16 protein-coding genes and 1 riboswitch are annotated in these 15537 nt (G+C 66.4%); of the genes, 3 read left to right on the top strand and 13 right to left on the bottom strand.

The window, feature by feature from the left end; translation table 11 throughout:
- The first annotated feature begins 8 nt into the window (after positions 1 to 8).
- Complete coding sequence (locus AB0N24_RS11155; protein ID WP_364123765.1) at positions 9 to 632, top strand: hypothetical protein; 624 nt, start codon at positions 9 to 11, stop codon at positions 630 to 632.
- Between the two features lie 93 nt (positions 633 to 725).
- Here the strand turns inward: AB0N24_RS11155 and AB0N24_RS11150 are convergent, their stop codons facing one another.
- From AB0N24_RS11150 to AB0N24_RS11135, 4 genes are all read right to left on the bottom strand, one after another.
- Positions 726 to 1118, bottom strand: a complete 393-nt coding sequence (locus AB0N24_RS11150) for a nuclear transport factor 2 family protein (RefSeq protein WP_364123763.1) — start codon at positions 1116 to 1118, stop codon at positions 726 to 728.
- Positions 1119 to 1217: 99 nt separating this feature from the next.
- Positions 1218 to 1541, bottom strand: a complete 324-nt coding sequence (locus tag AB0N24_RS11145; RefSeq protein ID WP_364123761.1) for a hypothetical protein — start codon at positions 1539 to 1541, stop codon at positions 1218 to 1220.
- 27 nt (positions 1542 to 1568) lie between these two features.
- Positions 1569 to 2807 (bottom strand): glutamate--cysteine ligase, encoded by a 1239-nt coding sequence (locus tag AB0N24_RS11140; RefSeq protein WP_364123759.1) that lies wholly within the window; start codon positions 2805 to 2807, stop codon positions 1569 to 1571.
- A 111-nt stretch (positions 2808 to 2918) separates the two neighbouring features.
- Positions 2919 to 4442, bottom strand: a complete 1524-nt coding sequence (locus AB0N24_RS11135; RefSeq protein WP_364123757.1) for a UDP-N-acetylglucosamine 1-carboxyvinyltransferase — start codon at positions 4440 to 4442, stop codon at positions 2919 to 2921.
- A 160-nt stretch (positions 4443 to 4602) separates the two neighbouring features.
- On the opposite strand from AB0N24_RS11135, the gene AB0N24_RS11130 reads away from it, so the two are divergent.
- Positions 4603 to 4953, top strand: a complete 351-nt coding sequence (locus AB0N24_RS11130) for a hypothetical protein (RefSeq protein WP_364123755.1) — start codon at positions 4603 to 4605, stop codon at positions 4951 to 4953.
- 39 nt (positions 4954 to 4992) lie between these two features.
- On the opposite strand, the gene AB0N24_RS11125 is transcribed toward AB0N24_RS11130, so the two are convergent.
- The 3 genes from AB0N24_RS11125 to AB0N24_RS11115 are packed head-to-tail and all read right to left on the bottom strand — an operon-like array spanning position 4993 to position 8073.
- Positions 4993 to 5796, bottom strand: a complete 804-nt coding sequence (locus AB0N24_RS11125; RefSeq protein ID WP_364123753.1) for an energy-coupling factor transporter transmembrane component T — start codon at positions 5794 to 5796, stop codon at positions 4993 to 4995.
- Positions 5793 to 7424: an ATP-binding cassette domain-containing protein gene (locus AB0N24_RS11120; protein ID WP_364123751.1), complete on the bottom strand. Its 1632-nt coding sequence runs from the start codon at positions 7422 to 7424 to the stop codon at positions 5793 to 5795. The genes AB0N24_RS11125 and AB0N24_RS11120 overlap by 4 nt, the downstream gene beginning before the upstream one ends.
- 16 nt (positions 7425 to 7440) lie before the next feature.
- Positions 7441 to 8073 (bottom strand): ECF transporter S component, encoded by a 633-nt coding sequence (locus tag AB0N24_RS11115; protein WP_364123749.1) that lies wholly within the window; start codon positions 8071 to 8073, stop codon positions 7441 to 7443.
- Between the two features lie 72 nt (positions 8074 to 8145).
- Positions 8146 to 8289, bottom strand: a riboswitch (TPP riboswitch).
- Between the two features lie 174 nt (positions 8290 to 8463).
- On the opposite strand from AB0N24_RS11115, the gene AB0N24_RS11110 reads away from it, so the two are divergent.
- Positions 8464 to 8727, top strand: a complete 264-nt coding sequence (locus AB0N24_RS11110; RefSeq protein ID WP_364123747.1) for a DUF4235 domain-containing protein — start codon at positions 8464 to 8466, stop codon at positions 8725 to 8727.
- Between the two features lie 87 nt (positions 8728 to 8814).
- On the opposite strand, the gene mnhG is transcribed toward AB0N24_RS11110, so the two are convergent.
- Genes mnhG through AB0N24_RS11080 form a run of 6 tightly spaced genes read right to left on the bottom strand, consistent with a single transcriptional unit; the run spans position 8815 to position 15372 of the window.
- Complete coding sequence (gene mnhG / locus AB0N24_RS11105; protein WP_364123745.1) at positions 8815 to 9222, bottom strand: monovalent cation/H(+) antiporter subunit G; 408 nt, start codon at positions 9220 to 9222, stop codon at positions 8815 to 8817.
- Positions 9212 to 9490, bottom strand: a complete 279-nt coding sequence (locus tag AB0N24_RS11100) for a monovalent cation/H+ antiporter complex subunit F (RefSeq protein WP_104174799.1) — start codon at positions 9488 to 9490, stop codon at positions 9212 to 9214. The genes mnhG and AB0N24_RS11100 overlap by 11 nt, the downstream gene beginning before the upstream one ends.
- Complete coding sequence (locus tag AB0N24_RS11095) at positions 9487 to 10032, bottom strand: Na+/H+ antiporter subunit E (RefSeq protein ID WP_364123743.1); 546 nt, start codon at positions 10030 to 10032, stop codon at positions 9487 to 9489. Before AB0N24_RS11095 ends, AB0N24_RS11100 begins: the two co-directional genes overlap by 4 nt.
- Positions 10029 to 11723 carry a Na+/H+ antiporter subunit D gene (locus AB0N24_RS11090; protein ID WP_364123741.1) on the bottom strand — a complete coding sequence of 565 codons (1695 nt, stop codon included), beginning with the start codon at positions 11721 to 11723 and terminating at the stop codon, positions 10029 to 10031. Before AB0N24_RS11090 ends, AB0N24_RS11095 begins: the two co-directional genes overlap by 4 nt.
- Entirely contained in the window at positions 11720 to 12322 is a 603-nt protein-coding gene (locus tag AB0N24_RS11085; RefSeq protein ID WP_364123739.1) for a Na(+)/H(+) antiporter subunit C, read from the bottom strand. Before AB0N24_RS11085 ends, AB0N24_RS11090 begins: the two co-directional genes overlap by 4 nt.
- Entirely contained in the window at positions 12319 to 15372 is a 3054-nt protein-coding gene (locus AB0N24_RS11080) for a Na+/H+ antiporter subunit A (protein ID WP_364123737.1), read from the bottom strand. The genes AB0N24_RS11085 and AB0N24_RS11080 overlap by 4 nt, the downstream gene beginning before the upstream one ends.
- Positions 15373 to 15537: the final 165 nt, after the last annotated feature.

The following is a 15537-nucleotide window of genomic DNA, read 5'->3' as shown; positions in this document are numbered from 1 at the left end:
ATGAAGGCATGTCCTTCTTCGACGACATTCCCGAACCGCCGCCGAGGCCCCGCCCGCCCCGGCACGTCCCGCCGGTGTGGGCCGGACCGCCGTCTGACGAGCTTCCTGCGGTCATTTCAGTGGGGCAGTTCCTTCACCGGTCTGACCGGATGGTCATGGCGGCGAAAAGTGTCGAGGTCTTTTCTGCCGGGTGCCTGTTCGAGGTGGTGTGGGCAGTCCGCCGGTCCAGCGAGAAGGACAGCGAATGGAGCCTTATCACCGATCAGTGCTTCAACCGGGGCGGCTACAGGCCGGATGCGGCGGGCGGCCACGGCGGCGCCCTCCGTTTCGGCGTCGCCTTTCCGGACGGGCGGAAGACCACGACTTCCCGGCTGCACCCGGGCATGTTTGACGGATCAGAGACAGTGGCGGGGCCGGTCCTGATGATGGCAGGCGGCAGTGGGGGCTCGGGCAGCGATGATGAGCTCTTCGCCTCCAGCAAGTTCTGGCTGTGGCCGCTTCCCCGGGGCGGCGACAGCCGGGTGGTGGCGCAATGGGACGACCTTGGCATGGCCGAGGTGTCGGTTCTGATCAGCGGAGAACAACTGGCGGCGGCAGCTCCGAAAGTGCAAAAGTACTGGGCCGGGCAGTGACCCCGGCCGGGTCATAGCACTGGGCTGGGCCACAACACTGTTCCGGGCCGTGGAAGGCGCCGATGGGGCGCCCTCACCGGCTGTCAGGTGGGGTTATGCCCAGAATGCGTCGCCCTTGGCGGTGTCCTGGAAGAACTCCCGTCCCTCAGTGATCTTGCCGTCAGCTACCCGGAATGCGATTACGCCGTCCTGGTCCAGGGCCCGGCCGCCGTTCTCGGCCTGGTTGTGCTGCACCGCAATAGTGTTGGTTTCCCCGCCGATGATCTCCTCAACTGTCACCTTCAGGTTGCCTCCTGAACGGGCACCGAGTTCACCGAAATAGGCCAGGATGGCGTCGCGACCCTCCTTCTTTCCGGACAGCACGCCGTCTCCGGCGACGTGCCAGACTGCGTCCTCCGCGAATATTTCACCAAGGGTTGCCATGTCACCTGCGCTGAATGCCTCGTATCCGCGCCGGACCAGTTCAACATTCTCCTGGGTTCCCATTTCGGGCACCTCTCCGTCATCATCGTCGGGTAATTCCCGGACGGACTAAGGCTATTCCCAGCCAATATCCTTGTCGATGGATCCCGGAAACAGCAGTGCCTAGGTGTCGAGCTCCCAGTGGATGCGGATGGCATCGGCGACGGGCGCGGTGGCGACATCCACTGTGAAGGCCACTGGCGCGGTTCCGGTCTCTTCTATAACGGTGTCGTGGTAGACGCGGCCGCAGGCGGGGCACAGGGTGTAGAGATCCTCGTCTTCCGGCCACGCGGCCAGGCCGGCAGGCACTGGCGTATCCCCGCCAAGGTGGACCGGCATGCCTTCGGAGTTGGCCTGGATCAGTCCTTCATCGCCCACAGTGTTTCCGCATATGCAGGTGATGGTGGTGACATCATGGCCGGTGACTTGGGCGAATTCGGTTTCCATGGCGCGCTCCGGGGTTGTAGGAACTGATCACGACTGCCGAACGCGTAACAGAACCGGCGCCGGCCCGCGCGCGTTGATGTCTTCGGCCCTGCGCATGGTGACTTCCACCGCGTGCGCCACGACGGCGGCGAGCGCCGCGGCGGCATCAGAAGCTCCTGCGAGGCCGTCCTGCATGGCACGGCGCTGCTGTTCCGAACCGGTCCCGCGGTCCAGGATCCTGCGCACGCCTTTCCGGGCCAATTCCAGTTCGTCCTGTTCCGCCAGGACCGGCGCCACGAAGTCCACCAGCGCCTCCACCACTTCCTCGGCCGGAGCCGGGCGGAACGTGCCGAAATCGAGCAGTTCACCGCGAAGCCCGCAATTGCTGGCCTGCCACGCCGCCATCCGCAGGAGCACGGTGGGGACAGGGGCGGGGTCAACTCCGGCCCGCCATTCCCTGCTGGCCGACTCGACCAGGCCGCGCACCAGGACGGCGATCAGCGCAGCGTCCTCGGCCTCCAGGCAGACGTCGGCCACACGGACCTCCACCGTGGGGTGGTTGCGGGACAGCCGCGCGTCAAAATAGATCATCCCCTCGTCCAGCAGCACGCCGCTGTCCAGCAGTCGGGTGACGACCCGCCGGTACATGGAGTGCGTGCCGAAGATCTGGGACGGGCCCGACGTCGGCCAACGGTTCCAGGCCTGCGTGCGGTAGCTCTCGAAGCCGGTCTCCACGCCGTTCCAGAATGGCGAGTTCGCGCTGAGCGCAGTCAGCACCGCCAGCTTGTCCCTGATCCGGTCGAGGACAGCCACGCCTTCCTCGGGCGACTCGATGAACGTGTGGACGTGGAACCCGCAGGTCAGCTGCTCGTGGACTGTGAGCCCAAAACGCTCCTGCATGGTGGCGTAGCGGGGGTTCGGCGTGGTGTGCGTCGTGGAGGCAATCGGCGATGTTGCCAGCGCGGCCACCCGTGCGCTGTGTTTCTTGGCGGCGCGGTCGGCCAGTCCCCGGCCCTCGCGGATCTGGTGGAGCAGCTCCGCGTAGTCGAGGCACGGCCGCGTCTGCGTCTCGATCTGCTCAAGTTTCAGCTCGGCAGTCAGCCCAGTGGCGTCGTCGTCATTCGTTGAGTCGTTCGTTGCGTCATGCGGGTCCGGAATCCTCGGCTTGTCCGGGGAATCGTCGGCGGCGAGCTTCCGCCCTGTCAGGAGGGCGTCCGCCAGCGCCAGCGGCTCCCCGGTCACGGGGTCCACGATCAGCAGCTCTTCCTCAACCCCGAAAGTTCGCATGCATACATTGTGCGCCCGTGTCGCCGGGTTAGACAGGTTCCGTAACGGAAGCTCATGAACGGACGGGCACGCTCTGGGACGCGCCGTCGCCCGCGCGTCGCAGAGCGGACGTCAGTCCTGGAAGTATTCGATCTTCGCGCCGATGGTGTTGAGCCGCTCGGCCAGGTCCTCGTACCCGCGCTCGATCACGTAGATGTTGCGCAGCTCAGACACTCCCCGGGCCGCCAGCATGGCCAGCAGGATGCACGCCGCCGGGCGCAGGGCAGGCGGGCAGCCCACTTCCGCGGCACGCCACCGCGTGGGTCCGTTCACGTAGATCCGGTGCGGATCCAGCAGCTGGACGCGGGCTCCCAGCTTGTTCAGCTCGGTCAGGTAGATGGCGCGGTTCTCGTAGACCCAGTCGTGGATCATCGTCTGGCCTTCGGCGTTGGCTGCAATGACGGCAAAGAACGGCAGGTTATCGATGTTCAGGCCGGGGAACGGCATCGGGTGGATCTTGTCCGCGGGGGCATGCAGGGCAGAAGGCTTCGTGGTGACGTCCACCAGCCGGGTGCGCCCGTTGCGGGCAAAGTACTCCCCGGAGATCTCCAGTTCCTGGCCCATCTGTTCCAGGGTGGCGAGTTCGATTTCCATGAACTCGATGGGGACACGGCGGATGGTGACCTCAGAATTGGTGACGATGCCGGCGGTGATGAGGCTCATCGCTTCGATGGGGTCCTCGGACGGGAAGTATTCGATGTCGACGTCGATGGACGGCTGCCCGGTGATCTTCAGGGTGGTGGTCCCCACCCCCTCGATAACAACGCCCAGCCGCTGCAGGTAGAAGCAGAGGTCCTGGACCATGTAATTGGGGCTGGCGTTGCGGATGACTGTGGTGCCGCGGCGGTGCGCCGCGGCCATGATCGCGTTTTCGGTGACCGTGTCACCGCGTTCGCTCAGCACGAAGGTGCGGTTGTCGCCGTCGGCCGGCGGAGCCTGCACGGAATAGAAGCCGGACTTGGCTTCCACCGAAAGGCCGAACTGGCGGAGGGCCTGCATGTGCGGCTCCACAGTTCGGGTGCCCAGGTCGCAGCCGCCCGCGTACGGAAGCCGGTACTCTGCCGACTCGTCCAGGAGCGGCCCGAGCAGCATGATCACGCTGCGGGTGCGCCGGGCGGCTTCCACGTCCATGGAATCAAGGTCCAGGACGGCGGGACGGCGGAGCTGCAGGTCGTTGGCGTTGAGCCATGTGCACTCGACACCGATGCTGGTCAGCACCTCGACAATCCGGTTCACTTCCTCGATCCGGGCCAGGCGCCGCAGCGTGGTGGTGCCGCGGTTGATGAGGCTGGCACAGAGCAGCGCCACGCCGGCGTTCTTGCTGCTGTTGACGTCCACGGAACCGGAGAGGGTGCGGCCGCCCTCCACCCGAAGGTGCGTCATCTGCGGCCGGCCGACCTTGACGATGCTGCGGCCCACAATCGCCTCGAGCCGCTGGATCATTTTCAGGCTGAGGTTCTGCTTGCCCTGTTCCATCCGGGCGATGGCGCTCTGGCTGGTTCCCAGCTCGGCCGCCAGCTGCCCCTGGGTCCAGCCTTTCTCGCCGCGGGCATCGCGGAGCAGCAGGCCTACGTGTTCAGCGGTCTCTTGAGTCATATGACGAAAATATCACGCATGAGCTATTTGGTCATGCGAAACGCCGGAAAGTGCACTTGAACTCACAGAATATCCACTTCGTGCGATATGTACGGGGTTGATTCTGCTCTCGCTTGTCCTGACGTGCACCCTTGGCGGCTGCTCCCTTGGAGGAACCACCATGCCTGAAGGAAACGACAATCTGAACAGCCTGGTGCTGGAAGCGGCGACCACGGGCACAGAGCTGAGGTTGGCCGATGCCACCGACTTCGACTGGGACGAGGCAGGCTTCGTCACCGAGGGGACACCCGCGAAAGACCTTGAGGCAGCGTTCGGCGAGGCGGTCACGAGGGAGAACCGCTACACGGCTTCCCCGGCGCTGTTCATCTTCCTCAAGGACGGCAAGGTCGCCAAGGCCATTCGTATTATTCCGGATGCCTTCTTCGGCGAGGATGCAAAGAAAAAGTACGGGCGCGACGTCGTGCTTACGCCGCTGGAAGGCCACAGGGGATTCCTCCACTGGCGCGAATAATGCTGGCGCGTCACCACTCCGAGGCGTGGCCCGGGCGGTCTATTGCTGCTCGAGGAACACCATGTTCCAGGTCCCCGCGCCGACTGCCGCGGAGACGGCCGCGGCGGCAATGAGGAGCCCGCCGAGGACCACCCAGATATCCAACGCACTGTACGTCGATTCCCGCGCCCAGGTCCGTTGCGCGCCGCCGAAGCCGCGCGCTTCCATGGTGACCGCGAGCCGTGAAGCCCGGCGGATGGCCTGCACCAGGAGGCCGAAGCTCTGCCCGAGCGTCGCCCGGAGACGCTGCGCGGGAGTCCCGTGCGAGCCCACGCCCCGCGCGCGCCGGGCCATGCCGATGGTCTGCCATTCCTCCGCCATCAGCCCGACCAGCCGCATGGCCGCCAGCGTGCCCAGTACAAAGCGGTGCGGCAGCTTCGCCTTCTGGGCCAGGGCATCCGCCAGGTCGGTGGGGTCCGTACAGCTCATCAGCAGCACCGCGGGAAGGGCGATCGCCAGTCCCCGCAGCAGGAACCCCAGCCCCAGCTCCAGCGAGCCTTCGCTGATGGACCAGATGCCGACGTCGAGCAGGATCCTTCCGGTGTCCGGCGCGAGGATCGAGGTGCTCCAGCCGCCCAGCGCGGCCGCCACGATCAACGGCCACCCGCGCTGCCACAGCAGCGCGACGGTCAGGCCGGCCAGCGGGAAGAGCAGCAGTTCGAAGGCCAGCGCTACGGAGGCGGACACCCAGTCGATGGACAGCGCCAGCACCACGGTCATGAGCATCACGACGCCGAACTTGGCCAGCGGATTGGCCCGGGTGAGCAGGGCATGGTTGGCGTGCAGGGTCAGTGCTTCCCTCATGGCGCGGCCACCTCGGGATTGCGCGGGCCGGGTTCCTGCGCAGCAAGATTGAGCCGGGGCGCGCCAAGTTTCAGCTCGGTGCCGCCCAGGACGTCGCTGAACTCCTGGTCGTGGGTCACGGAAACCACGGCCGTGCCGGCGTCGAGGAGTTCGGAGAGGAAGGACGCCAGTTCCGCCCAGGTGTTGGCGTCCTGACCGAACGTGGGCTCATCGAGGATCAGCACCTTGGGATGGGCGGCCAGGACGGTGGCGACGGACAGCCTGCGCTTCTCGCCGCCTGAGAGTGTGTAGGGGTTCGCGTCCACGAGTTTGGTCAGCCGGAGGCGTTCCAGCAGTTCGTCCACGCGTTCCTCTCCGTGGCCGAGGTGCCGGGGGCCGAACATCAGCTCGTCCAGCACCCGGCCGGTGACGAACTGGTGCTCCGGCTCCTGGAACACGGTTCCGATCCGGGCGATCAGCTGCTCCGCCTTCCATTTGTACGGGTCAATTCCGGCGCCGTCACTGAGCTCGACCGTGGCGGATACCTTACCCTCCACCGGCTGGAGCAGCCCGGCGAGGGTCAGGGCGAACGTGGATTTCCCGGAACCGTTGGGGCCGGTGATGGTCAGCGCCTGGCCGGCCCGGACCTGCGCCGTGATGCCGGACTGCACCGGGACCGGCGGAACGGTTTTGAAACGCCGGCGGCGGGGACGCTCGCGGGATACCGCCAGGCTTTCCGCAGCCAGCAGCAGGTCCCCGCCGGCGGGCACTCCGGCACCGCGCCCGCCAGTGGCACCCGGCACTCCTGCGGCACCGGAACGCGTCCGTGTGGCAGGCACATACCCGGGCACCCAGACGCCGGCGGCCACGAGCATGTCCCGGGCCTGGGCCAGGACCTGGTCCGGGGACCCGTCCAGGAGCACTGCGGATTCCGTGGCCGATCCCGGCTGCAGCACCACGATCCGGTCCACGAGGTCCTTCCACACGCCCACGCGGTGCTCCACCACCACCAGGGTTGCCCCCGTTTTGTCCAGGCACCGGCCCACGGCGTCGCGGACCTCCAGCACACCGGCGGGGTCGAGGTTGGCTGTGGGTTCGTCCAGGAGCAACAGTCCCGGGCGCATGGCGAGGATGCCGGCGAGCGCCAGGCGCTGCTTCTGGCCACCGGACAGGGCCGACGTCGGGTGGTCCAGCGGCAGGTGGGCCAGCCCGACGTCGGCGAGCGCCTCCCCCACACGCTTCCAGATGTCCCCGCGCGGTACGGACAGGTTTTCGGCGCCGAAGGCGACGTCGTCCCCCAACCGGGAGAGGACCACCTGCGTCTCGGGGTCCTGCTGCATCAGCCCGGCACGTCCGCGCTGGGCGCGCGGCGGGGCGCCGTCGATCAGCAGGGTGCCGGTCTCGTCGGAGTCCTCGGCGTCCGGGGCGCCCCCGTGGTGGGCACCGGCGTCGCTGTCACCGAGCACTCCGGCAAGGGCATGCAGCAGCGTGGACTTGCCCGCGCCGGAGGGGCCGAGGAGGAGTACACGCTCGCCCGGCTGAATTTCCAGGTCGAGGCCATGGACTGCCGGCTGGGACCGGCCGGCGTGCCGCCAGCCCCAGCCCCGTGCCGTGACCGCCGCGGGGCGGACGCTGTCGGAAAACGTCATGAGCAGTGTGCCGTCATCAGGAGAAGACGGGCTCCGTGGCTGCCTTGCGGGAGGCGAAGGAGCTCAGCACGCCGGTCCTGGCCAGACCGCGCGTGGCGATCCAGGACAGCCCCCCAGCGATGATGGCGCCTGAGATGGCGGTGAAGATGATGTAGGCCAGTTTGTCACCGGCAGCGTATGCGATGTTCCAGCCCCACGGCGCGAACGCATCGTTCAGTCCGCAGAAGAAGCCTGCCGCGGCGCCGGCCAGCAGCGAAACGGGCAGGTTGAACTTCTTGTAGACGAACACGGCGAAAATGATTTCCGCGCCGAGGCCCTGCACGAAGCCGGAGAACAGCACGGACGCGCCGTACTGCGAGCCCATGATGAGCTCCCCGGTGGCAGCCACGGTTTCGCAGAAGATGGCAGCGCCCGGCTTGCGGATAATCAGCATGCCCAGGACGGCGGGAATCATCCAGCCGCCGGCGATGAGGCCGGTCAGCGGCGGGTATACGGCGTTCATGGGCGGCGAAACAGCGGCGGCACCCTGGGACCATGCCCAGAAAATAACGCCGCCGGCCACCGCGATCAACGCGGCAACAACAATGTCCACCACGCGCCAGCTCTTCTTGCCGTGGTGCAACGTCTGCTTTGCAGAAATATCAGTCATGTCTTCCTCCTGAGGTACAGGAGGGGAGAGTGTTTCCCGGCCGGACCGCGGCTTCCGCCGCCTGCTGCCGGACACTCTGAGAACTCGACTCCCTTGCGCCGGTACTAACCGGATCAGGTTCGAGGGTCTGCGGCTGTCCGCACTCTCAGCGCCCGCCTCCGGTTCCCCTGGACTGCTCCAGTGATGCCCGACGGCGACGCTCCCCTGTCGTATCAAATCGCCCTTGTGGGCGTTGATCAGTTTACACCCGGGGGCCCGCGAAATCCCGGGGGAAGTTGTCACAATCGGGCGGCCCGCCGCCTTGTTCCGGCGGAAGGCTGACCGTGCTCCGCGCGCTCAGGGGGCTAGGCTAGGGGAAGCCCTGTTTCCGCCGTCTTAGGAGTACCTGGAATGAGTCTTTTCATCAAGCTGCTTGGAACCGGAGTGAGCCTGCTGGCCGGATTCGCCGGCACCAAGGCCGTTGACGTCATCTGGGAAAAGGTCACCGGCAGGAAGCCTCCCAAGGGCGACAAGGATGACGTTCCCACCACCCTGCGCAGCGCCCTGACCTTTGCCCTGATTTCGGCAGCCGTCAGCGCGATCATCCAGGTTTTGGCCAACCGCGGCACCCAGCGTGCCATCACCCGCTTCGCCAAGAGCCAGGACATCGTCTAGCCCACATCCCTATTGGAGTTTTTGTCCAGAAAATGGCCGATGAGCGGGCTCGAAGTCGCGTTATCTGGACAAAAACTCCATGGGAAGTCAGGCCCGGCCGCTTGCTTCGTCGTCGTCCGCGTCACGTTTGTCGGCGGCTTTCTGCACCACGGCTTCCAGCTCGTCCGTGGTGAGGAGTTCCCGGTGCAGGTGCTTGGTACGGTAGCCGGCCCTGCCCACCATGTGCGCGGACACCGGCACGGTGAGCACCTGGAAGATCCACGCCACGAACAACACGGGCCACACCCACCAGGTCCGCAGCTGCAGGCCCACCGCTGCCAGCAGCAGGAAGAGGCCCAGCACCTGGGGCTTGGTGGCGGCGTGCATCCTGCTCATCAGGTCGGGGAAGCGCAGCAGGCCAACGGCCGCGCCGAGGGACATCAGGGCGCCCACCACCATAAAAACGGCAGAGACCGTGTCAATGACTGTGTCCACGCCGGATACCTCAGGATTCATTGGGCTGCTCCCGCCGGTCCGCCACGAAGCGGGCCACGGTCACGGACCCGATGAACCCGATGATGGACAGCGCCACGAGCAGCATCAGGTTGTTCAGATGCCGGTTGACGGCCATGTCTATGCAGAGCGTGGCCCCGATGATGGCCAGCAGCACGTCGGAGGCAAGGACCCGGTCCAGCAGGGACGGGCCGATGGCGATGCGGACAATTGCCCCGGCTGCCGCGAGGGACAGGATCACAGCCGTCACGGTCAGCACGATCTCCATCATGAGTCCACCTCCTGTTTCAGCTCGGCAAGTTCCTCTTTGGTGCCCATGATCCTGATCAGCCCGGCCTCGGTGTCCCGGACTTCCTTACGCAGGCTCATCACGTCCTCCCCGTTGCGGACGTTCAGCCCGTGGATGTAGAGCGTGGACGTGGAGCGGTCCACCTCCACCACCAGCGAGCCCGGAATCAGCGATATGACGTGGCCGGTGGCGGTCACCATCAAGTCCGAATGGCTCCGAAGCTGGACGGCCACGACGGCGTTGGTCACCTTGGGCCCGCGGGCCATGGCCAGGTACAGCACCTGGAAGCTGGCGGCCACGACCTTGCCCAGGAACACGATCGCGAACGCGACGGCACGCACAACGCTGAATCGGCCGCCCAGTTCCACCGGGGGCAGGTAGAACAGCCTGGCCACCACCACGGCGATGAGCGCCCCGAACAGGAGGTTGCCGGGGCTGAAGTCCTGCCAGAGCGCCGCCCAGACAAACACCAGCCAGACCAGGAGCGGCAGCTCCTGCCGGAGGGAGATCCGCCGGCGGCTCATTTCTGCGCCTCCTGCCAGGCAGGTTCAGGCTGGGCAAGTTCAGGCTGGGCAAGTTCAGGCTGGGCAGGTTCAGGCTGGGCAGGTTCAGGCTGGGCAGGTTCAGGCTGGGCAATCGGGTGCACCGGCGCGTTCTCGCCCAGCACCGCCTGGATGTAGGCGGACCGGTCCAGCATCTCGACGGCGGACTGGTCCGCCACCCGGAACAGCGGCCCGGCGAAGACGGTAAGCGCCACGCCGAAGATCACCAACCCCATGGTTGATCCCACCATGGTCCGCGGCAGCAGCGTGACGTTGCGTTTGCCCGCGCGGTCGCCCGAATCGGCGTCCTCAGGGGAGGCCAGCAGCACGGGATCCGGGTTCTCGGCGTCCTCGGGCTTGCGCCAGAACGCACGGTTCCATACCCGGGCAACGGCAAGGAGCGTCAGCAGGCTGGTCAGGACGCCGCCGATCACCAGGGCATAGGCCAGCGGTGTGCCGAGCTCTACGCCGGCCTGCATCAGCCCAAGCTTTCCCAGGAAGCCCGAGAACGGCGGGATCCCGGCCAGGTTCATGGCGGGAACGAAGAACAGCAGGGCAAGCACCGGGGACAGCTTGGCCAGCCCGGCAACGCGGTCGATCGACGAGCTTCCGCCGCGTCGTTCGATCAGGCCCGTAACCAGGAACAGGCTGGTCTGGATGGTGATGTGGTGGGCCACGTAGAACACCGCCGCGCCCAGCCCCGCCACGGAGGACATGGCCAGCCCGAACACCATGTAGCCGATGTGGCTTACCAGGGTGAAGGAGAGCAGACGCTTGATGTCGCTCTGCGCCAACGCACCCAGGATTCCCACCACCATGGTCAGCAGCGCCGCCACCATCAGGGGGGTGTTCAGCGAGTCCCCCGGAAAGAGGAGCGTCTCGGTGCGCACCATCGCGTAGACGCCCACCTTGGTCAGCAGGCCGGCGAACACCGCAGTGACGGGAGCCGGGGCCGTGGGGTACGAGTCAGGCAGCCAGAAGGACAGCGGGAAGACGGCCGCCTTGATGCCGAATGCCACGAGCAGCATCACGTGCAGCAGCATCTGCGTTCCCGGGTCCAGGTCCGCCAGCTTGATGGCCAGGTCCGCCATGTTGATGGTTCCGGTAGCCCCGTAGATCATCGCGATCGCGATCAGGAACAGGACCGATGACACCACGGAGACCACCACATAGGTCACGCCGGCGCGGATACGGGGGCCGGTTCCGCCGAGGGTCATCAGCACGTAGCTGGCCGTCAGCAGGATCTCGAACCCCACATAGAGGTTGAAAAGGTCCCCCGAAAGGAACGCGTTGGACACCCCTGCCACCAGGATCAGGTAGGTGGGGTGGAAGATCGACAGCGGGGCGTCCTGGTCGCCGTCGGCCATGCCCTGGCCGGTGGCGTACACCAGCACCGCGAGGCTGACCGTGGAGGAGACCACCAGCATCAGCGAGGAGAACTGGTCCACCACCATCACGATGCCCCACGGCGGCAGCCAGCCGCCGATGTTGACGGCCGCGGTTCCGCCGTCCCACACCGAAGCCAGCAGGATGCACTCCAGCAGGAGGGTCAGGGACAGCAGCGTGATGCTGACCACCCGCTGGGCCCGCGAGTGCCGGATCAGCACGAACGTCAGGGCGGCACCGAGGATGGGAAGTACGACGGCGAGCGGGGCAAAGCTTGCGATGTTCACTTCACACTTCCTTCCGGGCCGGGGGTCACGTTTTGGGAGCCGGGCTGTTCTTCCGCGGCGGCGTCTTTGGCGCGGATGCTGTGGTCCCCCGCTTTCACGGTGGCGTGCTCCGGGCTGTCGCCGGAAGCGCCGTCGCCGGAAACACCCGAATCGGAAATTCCCCGGCCGTCGGATCCGATCATGGTCAGCGGAAACTCGGACGTCTCGACTGGGATCTCGGAATCGTCCTCGGCATCGAAGCTGGGGGTTTCGGCCACGCGGATGTCTTCGACGTCGTCCTGGATCTCATCGCGGCGGGCCAGCACCCATGAACGGTAGATGATGCCCAGCATGAACGCGGTCACCGCGAAGGAGATCACGATCGAGGTCAGGATCAGCGCCTGAGGGAGGGGGTCGTTGTAGTCCCGGGGGTCCGTGTCCTTGCTGAACATGGGTGCCAGGCCGGCGTAGCCGCCGGTGGCCAGGATCAGCAGGTTGGTCGCGTTGGCCAGCAGCATCAGGCCCAGGAGCACCCGGGTGAGGCTTCGTTCCATGATCAGGTAGATACCGCAGGCATAGAGGGCTCCCATGACCGTCAGCAGTGTCAGGTTGACGCTCATGCTTTCCCCCTCCCGGTGGTTTCCGCGGGAACCCCGTCCGGTTCCTGGCCTTCGGTCTCGCCGGCGGGGCGCTCTTCAAAGTGTTCATCGATTTCGGCGCCAAGGCTGCGCAGCACGTCAAGCACCAGCCCCACCACCACGATGTAGACGCCGATGTCGAAAATGGTGGAGGTGACGAACTTGATGTCGCCGAACACCGGCATCCACAGTTCGATGATGGCGCTCTGGAAGACCTGGCCGCCGAGCAGCAGCGGCACCACCCCCGACGCCGCGGCCGTGGCCAGCCCGATGCCCAGGAGTGTTCCCGCGCCCACCGGGGTGGCTTCCCGCAATTCGAAGCGGCCGCCGGCGAGGTACCGGATGGTCAGGGCGAGCCCGGCCATCAGCCCGCCGGCGAAGCCGCCGCCGGGAAGGTTATGGCCGGCGAGGAGGAGGTAAATGGAGAAAACGACCATGGAGTGGAACACCAGCCGGGTGACCACCTCGAAGATGATGGAGCGCCGTTCGGGAGCCAAGGTGCGTCCTGCGACGAGCCAGGCGTCCCGGGTGGAAGCTGCAAACTGGCGGGTCAGGGCCAGTGCGGCGCTGTCACGGGAGCTCTGGCCGGCAAGGGACCGCCGGCCCACCGTGCCTTCGGCCACTGAAGAGGAGGACCGGATGCCGTCGCCGCGCCCCTTCACGAAGATGAGGCTGGCCACGCCGGTGGCGGCAAGCGCGAGCACGGAGATCTCGCCGAAGGTGTCCCACGCCCGGATGTCCACGAGCGTGACGTTCACGACGTTGAGTCCCCCGCCGCCTTCGTAGGCGAGCCGCGGGAACTCCAGGGAGACGGGCGTCGCGATCCGGGCGCCCATGGCGTAAATGGCCACGAAGATCATGGTGACGCCGAAAGCCACCCCGATGATCACGCGGATCACGCGGTACTTGCCGCCGGTACGGTCCCGGAGCTCGGCCGGCAGGCTGCGCATGGCCAGGACGAACGCCACCAGGATGATGGTTTCCACCAGCATCTGGGTCAGGGCCAGGTCCGGTGCACCCTGCAGGGCGAACATGAGGGCGATGCCGTAGCCGGTCACCGAGACCATCAGCACCGCGAGGAACCGTTTGTTCGCCCGCACGGCAGCCAGCGCCCCGATCACGATGCCGGCCCCCGCCACGAGCTGAAGCGGAGAATTGGGATCAATGAAGTACAGGCCGTCCGGCAGGGGCTTCCCTGCAATGATCAGGGCGGTGAGGGGAAGCACGAACGCCACTGTGAGAATCACGGCAAGGTAGAAGAACAGCGAACCACGCTGCGTGCGTCCCGTGACCCAGACTGCCACGTCATCCAGGGCGCCGATGGTCACCTGGTAGGCGCGGTCGCCGTCCACCCAGGCCGGCACCAGGCTCTGACCCCGCGCCACGAGGTTGCGTCCGTAGAACATGGCCACACCCAGCAGGAAGGTGATGGCCGTCAGGCCGAGTGCGGGGGTAAATCCGTGCCAGAGCGCGAGGTGCCCTGCCGCGCTTGCCGGATCGCCGCCGTCGTGCACGAATTCCGCGGCGTACGGCTGGATCCACTCGTCCACCGGCGCCGGCCACAGGCCATAGACGATGGTGAGCAGGCTCAGCAGGGCCGGGGCGGCCAGGAAGGACGGCTTGATGGCTTTGAACGGTGTGGGCTCGATGCCCGGCTTTGCCGCGAAGGCGCCCCACATAAAGCGTGCGCTGTAGGCGAACGTGAGGATGGATCCCAGCACCAGCCCTGCGAGCACCACCAGTCCCCAGGCGTTCGGCTGGCCCGCGGAGTCAGGGGAGGTGCCGTAGTGCACGAAGGCCTCGAACACTGATTCCTTGGCCACAAAGCCTGCCAGCGGCGGGATTCCGGCCATCGAGGCGGCACCGATGGCCGCGACGACAGCCAACGCCCGGGATGACTTGTAGACCCCGGACAACTTGCGCAGGTCACGGGTTCCGGACTGGTGGTCGATGATGCCCACCACTAGGAACAGGGTGGCCTTGAAGAGCCCGTGGGCCAGGAGCAGGGCCAGCCCCGCCAACGCAGCATCCGGTTTACCTAGCCCCACCACCATGGTGAGGAAGCCCAGCTGGCTGACTGTGCCATAGGCGAGGATGAGCTTGATATCCGTCTGCCGGAGCGCCCGGTACCCGCCCATCAGCATGGTGGCCAGGCCCAGGACCAGCACCATGGGCAGCCAGTAGGCCGTTTCCGCGAACCCCGGCGCCAGGCGTGCCACGAGGTAGACCCCGGCCTTCACCATCGCCGCGGCATGAAGGTACGCGCTCACGGGCGTGGGCGCCGCCATGGCCCCCGGGAGCCAGAAATGGAACGGGATCAGTGCCGACTTCGTCACGGCACCGATGAGGATCAGTACGACGGCGGCGGCCACGGCTCCCGCTGCCGGCCCGCCGGCCAGCTCCGGAGCCTGCTCCAGGATGGCTGAAATCCGATAGGTTCCGGCGCTGAAACCCAACATGATGAGGCCCACCAGCATGGCCAGGCCGCCCGCCGTGGTGACCATCAGGGCCTGCAGCGCAGAGCGCCTGGCGGAAAGCCTGGTGCGGGCGTAGCCGATCAGCAGATACGACAGGACGGTGGTGAGTTCCCAGAAAATGAACATCAGGAGCAGGTCGTCGGCCGTGACCAGGCCGAACATCGCGCCGGCAAAGGCCAGGAGCTGGGCGCCGAAGCCGCCCAGGTTGCTGTCCTTGTTCTTGAAGTAGCGTGCGCAGTAGACCAGCACCAGCGCACCCACCCCGAGCACCAGCAGGGACATGATCCAAGCCAGGGCGTCCATCCGGAACGCGAGTTCGATCTTGAGTTCGGGGATCCAGGGCAGGATCTCGGTGACTGCGCCGCCCGTGAAAGGTGGTGCCGCGGAGGCTTGGCCGGATGCGCCCTGGTACACAGCGTCGCGTTGCAGAAGCAGCCAGGCGAACGAGCCTGCGGGGACCGCGGCCAGCGCGTAGAACGAGTTCCTGCGGAATTTCCGGAACAGGAACGGCGCCACAGCGGCCACCGCGAAATGCACGGCAAGGACTGTGATCACTGGTTATCTCCGCAACGTCAGGAATTCGATTGTCAAAAGTTGGAGCAGGCGGTTATTCGTCAGGTTCGGTGCCCACAGTTTATCAAGCGGACGCAAACACTTTTGACACGCACGGGGCCGGTGGGGCACGGATTCCCCGTGACTCCGGGGAGTTTCCACCTTCCG

The organism is Arthrobacter sp. NPDC093128, assembly GCF_040683875.1.
Classification (GTDB): domain Bacteria; phylum Actinomycetota; class Actinomycetes; order Actinomycetales; family Micrococcaceae; genus Arthrobacter.
The sequence above is the reverse complement of the archived record's forward strand: the minus strand, read 5'-3'. Positions and strand labels throughout refer to the sequence as shown.